Genomic DNA, 6,453 nt, shown 5'->3' with positions numbered 1-6,453 from the left:
AGAACTCGAAATCTAACGTCCGTTCGGGCATCGAGGTCCATGTCGGGGTGGGACGGGCCCGTGGCTTCAAGATCACTTGCAGTCCGACCGCGATGTCTTGGTTGCGCGAGAGGTTGTCGATATCCTCCACTTCCATCATCAACCCTGGATAATGCCGCCGCCGTCATCGCCGCCGACGCCCGTGCCGGGCTTTTCGGGCCTGTCAGGCTTGCTCGGCCTTCAGCCTGCCTGGGCGAGATCTCCGGCGGACGGATTAACGGCGGAGCTTCGCCGCCTTTCGTGCGTGTGAAGGCCGAAGATAGTTCTCTCAAAAACATCCGTTTATGAGAGATACCAAATGTCATTTTCAGAAGACGACTGCACCAGTTGATTGGGCGTAATGGCTGTTGTGCAGCCAGCTCCTGACAGTTCAATATCAGAAGTGATCTGCACCAATCTCGACTATGCTCAATACTCGTGTGGGCTCTGTTGCAAAAATCGTGAAGCTTGAGCATGCTTGGCGGAGATTGGACGGACGGAACGATGACGGATTTCAAGTGGCGCCATTTCCAGGGTGATGTGATCCTGTGGGCGGTGCGCTGGTATTGTCGCTATCCGATCAGCTATCGCGACCTTGAGGAAATGCTGGCGGAACGCGGCATTTCGGTCGACCATACGACGATCTATCGCTGGGTCCAGTGCTACGCCCCGGAGATGGAGAAGCGGCTGCGCTGGTTCTGGCGGCGTGGCTTTGATCCGAGCTGGCGCCTGGATGAAACCTACGTCAAGGTGCGGGGCAAGTGGACCTACCTGTACCGGGCAGTCGACAAGCGGGGCGACACGATCGATTTCTACCTGTCGCCGACCCGCAGCGCCAAGGCAGCGAAGCGGTTCCTGGGCAAGGCCCTGCGAGGCCTGAAGCACTGGGAAAAGCCTGCCACGCTCAATACCGACAAAGCGCCGAGCTATGGTGCAGCGATCACCGAATTGAAGCGCGAAGGAAAGCTGGACCGGGAGACGGCCCACCGGCAGGTGAAGTATCTCAATAACGTGATCGAGGCCGATCACGGAAAGCTCAAGATACTGATCAAGCCGGTGCGCGGTTTCAAATCGATCCCCACGGCCTATGCCACGATCAAGGGATTCGAAGTCATGCGAGCCCTGCGCAAAGGACAGGCTCGCCCCTGGTGCCTGCAGCCCGGCATCAGGGGCGAGGTGCGCCTTGTGGAGAGAGCTTTTGGCATTGGGCCCTCGGCGCTGACGGAGGCCATGGGCATGCTCAACCACCATTTCGCAGCAGCCGCCTGATCGGCGCAGAGCGACAGCCTACCTCTGACTGCCGCCAATCTTTGCAACAGAGCCATCGCAAGTATGGCGTGAAGCCTTGGCAGATAGCTTTACTGTCGGCTTTTGGCGAATGACCGAACCCAGCGCCGACCAACTTATTACCGATCTCCTTGAAAAGCGTTCCAGCGGTGATGCCGCGCACTACACAAGCTGCTGGATCGAACAGGCAATGCAAGCCCCCCTGCCCCGCTCGATGCCGGCATTATTGCCTTGGGCCGATACCATCCGCGCGTCATCAACCTGTACGCTTTGACGCCACGGCTTTGTGCAATGCCCACACTCTTTTGACCTGACTTTCGCTGCACCTGGCCAGTTTCGCCGTTTCCGCGATGCTATGCCCAGCAGTGCGCAGCGCAATGATCCGATCATGCGCCAGTGTGTCGGCCTTACGGCCGGTGTAGCGGCCGGCCTGCTTGGCCAGCTCCACGCCTTGCCGCTGACGCTCGCGCCGATCCTCGTAGTCATCGCGTGCGATCTGCAACGCCAGCTTCAAAAGCATGTCCTGGACGGATTCCAGAACAACCTTGGCCACGCCCTTCGCCTCGGCGGCCAGCTCCGTCAAATCCACCACACCAGGCACGGCTAGCCTGGCGCCCTTGGCCCGGATCGAGGCCACCAGGCGTTCGGCCTCGGCCAGCGGCAAGCGGCTGATTCGGTCGATCTTCTCCGCAACCACGACTTCACCAGGTTGCAGGTCGGCAATCAGGCGCAGCAGCTCGGCGCGATCGGCGCGTGCGCCGCTGGCTTTCTCGCGGTAGATGCCGGCGACGTAAAAGCCGGCCGCCTTCGTGCTCTCCACGATGGCATCCTGCCGGCTTAGGTCTTGTTCCTCCGTGCTCACGCGCAGGTAGATGCGTGCGACTTTCATGCGAGCCTCCTGGTCATTTTGGGTATAGGGAAAATGACCATTGTTTCACGCCTAGCCAAAAAGGGAAGGTTCCCGGTTCAAATTGGCTAGGTTGTTTTGGGCCATGCAACGGGGCCGGGTGGATCTCGTTGTGGATCTCGCCGGCGGTGTCGTTTTCAGAAGACGGCTGCACTGAACGTCAGAAGCCGACTGCACTATAGCAGCGGAGGGGTTGGATCCATCAGGCAACGACGGGCTGCTGCCGGCCATCAGCGGACGCAGGGAGGACTTTCCGCAACCGGCCGTTCGATGCGGCACCGATGGCCTTCGCGCAGGGGTAGTGAATCCGCCAGGATTGACTTGCGCTGCCCTACCTCTCACTAGTGAGGGGCGGCAGCGCATCAAGCGGTGAGCGCACTCCGGCACCGCCAACTTTCAGCACATGCGTGTAAATCATCGTCGTAGAGACGTCGGAATGGCCGAGCAGATCCTGCACGGTTCGAATGTCGTAACCGCTGCGGAGCAAGGCCGTCGCGAACGAGTGGCGGAGGGTGTGCGGTGTGGCGGGCTTCGTGATGCCTGCTTGTTCTACGGCACGTTTGAAGGCGCGCTGAAAGGTCTGGTCATACATGTGATGGCGACGCACGACACCGCTCCGTGGATCGGTCGAATGCGTGTGCTGCGCAAAAACCCAGAACCACGGCCAGGAATGCCCGGCGCGCGGATACTTCCGCTCAAGGGCGTCGGGAAGCGCAACGCCGCTGCGGCCCTCGGCCTGGTCCTTCAGCCACCATGCCCGTGCACGCGACAGCTGCTCGCGCAGGCTGGGTGCCAAGCTCTCGGGTAACATCAAGGCCCGATCCTTGGAGCCCTTGCCCTCCCGCACGATGATCGTGCCGTGATCGAAATCCAGATCCTTGACCCGCAGTTGCAAACCCTCACTGATCCGCATGCCCGTTCCATACAGAAGCTGGGCGAACAAACGATGCTCGCCTTCCAGAAAACCGAGGATGCGAACCACTTCATCCGGGGTCAGCACCACCGGCAAGCGCCGCGACGGCCGAGGTCTTCCGATCTCCTGAAGCCAGGGCAGATCCGTGCACAGCACCTTGCCGTAGAAGAACAGCAAGGCCGCCAATGCCTGACGATGCGTGGAGACCGAAACCTTGCGCTCGTTCGCCAGCCAGGACAGAAATGCCTCGACTTCGCTGCTGCCCAAGGTTGCCGGGTGACGCACACCGTGGAAACGGATGAAGGCACGAACCCAGTGGACATAAGCCTGTTCGGTTCGTAAACTGTAATGCAAGTAGCGTATGCGCTCACGCAACTGGTCCAGAACCTTGACCGAACGCAGCGGTGGTAACGGCGCAGTGGCGGTTTTCATGGCTTGTTATGACTGTTTTTTTGTACAGTCTATGCCTCGGGCATCCAAGCAGCAAGCGCGTTACGCCGTGGGTCGATGTTTGATGTTATGGAGCAGCAACGATGTTACGCAGCAGGGCAGTCGCCCTAAAACAAAGTTAGACATCATGAGGGTAGCGGTGACCATCGAAATTTCGAACCAACTATCAGAGGTGCTAAGCGTCATTGAGCGCCATCTGGAATCAACGTTGCTGGCCGTGCATTTGTACGGCTCCGCAGTGGATGGCGGCCTGAAGCCATACAGCGATATTGATTTGTTGGTTACTGTGGCCGTAAAGCTTGATGAAACGACGCGGCGAGCATTGCTCAATGACCTTATGGAGGCTTCGGCTTTCCCTGGCGAGAGCGAGACGCTCCGCGCTATAGAAGTCACCCTTGTCGTGCATGACGACATCATCCCGTGGCGTTATCCGGCTAAGCGCGAGCTGCAATTTGGAGAATGGCAGCGCAATGACATTCTTGCGGGTATCTTCGAGCCAGCCATGATCGACATTGATCTAGCTATCCTGCTTACAAAAGCAAGAGAACATAGCGTTGCCTTGGTAGGTCCGGCAGCGGAGGAATTCTTTGACCCGGTTCCTGAACAGGATCTATTCGAGGCGCTGAGGGAAACCTTGAAGCTATGGAACTCGCAGCCCGACTGGGCCGGCGATGAGCGAAATGTAGTGCTTACGTTGTCCCGCATTTGGTACAGCGCAATAACCGGCAAAATCGCGCCGAAGGATGTCGCTGCCGACTGGGCAATAAAACGCCTACCTGCCCAGTATCAGCCCGTCTTACTTGAAGCTAAGCAAGCTTATCTGGGACAAAAAGAAGATCACTTGGCCTCACGCGCAGATCACTTGGAAGAATTTATTCGCTTTGTGAAAGGCGAGATCATCAAGTCAGTTGGTAAATGATGTCTAACAATTCGTTCAAGCCGACCGCGCTACGCGCGGCGGCTTAACTCCGGCGTTAGATGCACTAAGCACATAATTGCTCACAGCCAAACTATCAGGTCAAGTCTGCTTTTATTATTTTTAAGCGTGCATAATAAGCCCTACACAAATTGGGAGATATATCATGAAAGGCTGGCTTTTTCTTGTTATCGCAATAGTTGGCGAAGTAATCGCAACATCCGCATTAAAATCTAGCGAGGGCTTTACTAAGCTTGCCCCTTCCGCCGTTGTCATAATCGGTTATGGCATCGCATTTTATTTTCTTTCTCTGGTTCTGAAATCCATCCCTGTCGGTGTTGCTTATGCAGTCTGGTCGGGACTCGGCGTCGTCATAATTACAGCCATTGCCTGGTTGCTTCATGGGCAAAAGCTTGATGCGTGGGGCTTTGTAGGTATGGGGCTCATAATTGCTGCCTTTTTGCTCGCCCGATCCCCATCGTGGAAGTCGCTGCGGAGGCCGACGCCATGGTGACGGTGTTCGGCATTCTGAATCTCACCGAGGACTCCTTCTTCGATGAGAGCCGGCGGCTAGACCCCGCCGGCGCTGTCACCGCGGCGATCGAAATGCTGCGAGTCGGATCAGACGTCGTGGATGTCGGACCGGCCGCCAGCCATCCGGACGCGAGGCCTGTATCGCCGGCCGATGAGATCAGACGTATTGCGCCGCTCTTAGACGCCCTGTCCGATCAGATGCACCGTGTTTCAATCGACAGCTTCCAACCGGAAACCCAGCGCTATGCGCTCAAGCGCGGCGTGGGCTACCTGAACGATATCCAAGGATTTCCTGACCCTGCGCTCTATCCCGATATTGCTGAGGCGGACTGCAGGCTGGTGGTTATGCACTCAGCGCAGCGGGATGGCATCGCCACCCGCACCGGTCACCTTCGACCCGAAGACGCGCTCGACGAGATTGTGCGGTTCTTCGAGGCGCGGGTTTCCGCCTTGCGACGGAGCGGGGTCGCTGCCGACCGGCTCATCCTCGATCCGGGGATGGGATTTTTCTTGAGCCCCGCACCGGAAACATCGCTGCACGTGCTGTCGAACCTTCAAAAGCTGAAGTCGGCGTTGGGGCTTCCGCTATTGGTCTCGGTGTCGCGGAAATCCTTCTTGGGCGCCACCGTTGGCCTTCCTGTAAAGGATCTGGGTCCAGCGAGCCTTGCGGCGGAACTTCACGCGATCGGCAATGGCGCTGACTACGTCCGCACCCACGCGCCTGGAGATCTGCGAAGCGCAATCACCTTCTCGGAAACCCTCGCGAAATTTCGCAGTCGCGACGCCAGAGACCGAGGGTTAGATCATGCCTAGCATTCACCTTCCGGCCGCCCGCTAGCGGACCCTGGTCAGGTTCCGCGAAGGTGGGCGCAGACATGCTGGGCTCGTCAGGATCAAACTGCACTATGAGGCGGCGGTTCATACCGCGCCAGGGGAGCGAATGGACAGCGAGGAGCCTCCGAACGTTCGGGTCGCCTGCTCGGGTGATATCGACGAGGTTGTGCGGCTGATGCACGACGCTGCGGCGTGGATGTCCGCCAAGGGAACGCCCGCCTGGGACGTCGCGCGGATCGACCGGACATTCGCGGAGACCTTCGTCCTGAGATCCGAGCTCCTAGTCGCGAGTTGCAGCGACGGCATCGTCGGCTGTTGCACCTTGTCGGCCGAGGATCCCGAGTTCTGGCCCGACGCCCTCAAGGGGGAGGCCGCATATCTGCACAAGCTCGCGGTGCGACGGACACATGCGGGCCGGGGTGTCAGCTCCGCGCTGATCGAGGCTTGCCGCCATGCCGCGCGAACGCAGGGGTGCGCCAAGCTGCGGCTCGACTGCCACCCGAACCTGCGTGGCCTATACGAGCGGCTCGGATTCACCCACGTCGACACTTTCAATCCCGGCTGGGATCCAACCTTCATCGCAGAACGCCTAGA

The 6,453-nt window shown here is 58.9% G+C and carries 8 protein-coding genes; 6 read left to right on the top strand and 2 right to left on the bottom strand.

Going from position 1 to position 6,453, the window contains the following annotated elements:
• The first annotated feature begins 522 nt into the window (after nucleotides 1-522).
• Nucleotides 523-1,287 (top strand): IS6-like element IS6100 family transposase, encoded by a 765-nt coding sequence (locus BEP01S_RS16415; RefSeq protein WP_001389365.1) that lies wholly within the window; start codon nucleotides 523-525, stop codon nucleotides 1,285-1,287.
• Between the two features lie 109 nt (nucleotides 1,288-1,396).
• The gene (locus tag BEP01S_RS16885; protein ID WP_157070603.1) at nucleotides 1,397-1,579 is read left to right on the top strand and encodes a hypothetical protein; all 183 of its coding nucleotides are present in this window, start codon (nucleotides 1,397-1,399) and stop codon (nucleotides 1,577-1,579) included.
• Here BEP01S_RS16885 and BEP01S_RS16410 read toward each other — a convergent pair.
• Nucleotides 1,562-2,194, bottom strand: coding sequence for a recombinase family protein (locus BEP01S_RS16410; protein ID WP_036299198.1), 633 nt, complete (start codon nucleotides 2,192-2,194; stop codon nucleotides 1,562-1,564). The genes BEP01S_RS16885 and BEP01S_RS16410 overlap by 18 nt on opposite strands.
• A 349-nt stretch (nucleotides 2,195-2,543) precedes the next feature.
• Nucleotides 2,544-3,557 carry a class 1 integron integrase IntI1 gene (intI1, locus tag BEP01S_RS16405; RefSeq protein ID WP_000845048.1) on the bottom strand — a complete coding sequence of 338 codons (1,014 nt, stop codon included), beginning with the start codon at nucleotides 3,555-3,557 and terminating at the stop codon, nucleotides 2,544-2,546.
• Nucleotides 3,558-3,702: 145 nt separating this feature from the next.
• Here intI1 and BEP01S_RS16400 point away from each other — a divergent pair, with 145 nt between their 5' ends.
• The 4 genes from BEP01S_RS16400 to BEP01S_RS16390 all read left to right on the top strand — a co-directional run.
• Nucleotides 3,703-4,494 (top strand): ANT(3'')-Ia family aminoglycoside nucleotidyltransferase AadA2, encoded by a 792-nt coding sequence (locus tag BEP01S_RS16400; protein WP_001261740.1) that lies wholly within the window; start codon nucleotides 3,703-3,705, stop codon nucleotides 4,492-4,494.
• A 163-nt stretch (nucleotides 4,495-4,657) separates the two neighbouring features.
• Nucleotides 4,658-5,005 (top strand): quaternary ammonium compound efflux SMR transporter QacE delta 1, encoded by a 348-nt coding sequence (locus BEP01S_RS16680; protein ID WP_000679427.1) that lies wholly within the window; start codon nucleotides 4,658-4,660, stop codon nucleotides 5,003-5,005.
• Nucleotides 4,999-5,838, top strand: a complete 840-nt coding sequence (gene sul1 / locus BEP01S_RS16395) for a sulfonamide-resistant dihydropteroate synthase Sul1 (RefSeq protein ID WP_000259031.1) — start codon at nucleotides 4,999-5,001, stop codon at nucleotides 5,836-5,838. The genes BEP01S_RS16680 and sul1 overlap by 7 nt, the downstream gene beginning before the upstream one ends.
• Before the next feature lie 127 nt (nucleotides 5,839-5,965).
• A partial coding sequence (locus BEP01S_RS16390; protein ID WP_034056494.1) for a GNAT family N-acetyltransferase occupies nucleotides 5,966-6,453 on the top strand: 488 nt, incomplete at its 3' end.

The sequence above is a fragment of the Brevibacterium epidermidis NBRC 14811 genome, assembly GCF_001570805.1.
Taxonomy (GTDB): domain Bacteria; phylum Actinomycetota; class Actinomycetes; order Actinomycetales; family Brevibacteriaceae; genus Brevibacterium; species Brevibacterium epidermidis.
The sequence above is the reverse complement of the archived record's forward strand: the minus strand, read 5'-3'. Positions and strand labels throughout refer to the sequence as shown.

Excerpts from the sequence above, each read along its gene's own strand:
- BEP01S_RS16415 (WP_001389365.1), top strand. The coding sequence starts at position 523 with ATGACGGATTTCAAGTGGCGCCATTTCCAGGGTGATGTGATCCTGTGG.
- BEP01S_RS16885 (WP_157070603.1), top strand. The coding sequence starts at position 1,397 with ATGACCGAACCCAGCGCCGACCAACTTATTACCGATCTCCTTGAAAAG.
- BEP01S_RS16410 (WP_036299198.1), bottom strand. The coding sequence starts at position 2,194 with ATGAAAGTCGCACGCATCTACCTGCGCGTGAGCACGGAGGAACAAGAC.
- intI1 (WP_000845048.1), bottom strand. The coding sequence starts at position 3,557 with ATGAAAACCGCCACTGCGCCGTTACCACCGCTGCGTTCGGTCAAGGTT.
- BEP01S_RS16400 (WP_001261740.1), top strand. The coding sequence starts at position 3,703 with ATGAGGGTAGCGGTGACCATCGAAATTTCGAACCAACTATCAGAGGTG.
- BEP01S_RS16680 (WP_000679427.1), top strand. The coding sequence starts at position 4,658 with ATGAAAGGCTGGCTTTTTCTTGTTATCGCAATAGTTGGCGAAGTAATC.
- sul1 (WP_000259031.1), top strand. The coding sequence starts at position 4,999 with ATGGTGACGGTGTTCGGCATTCTGAATCTCACCGAGGACTCCTTCTTC.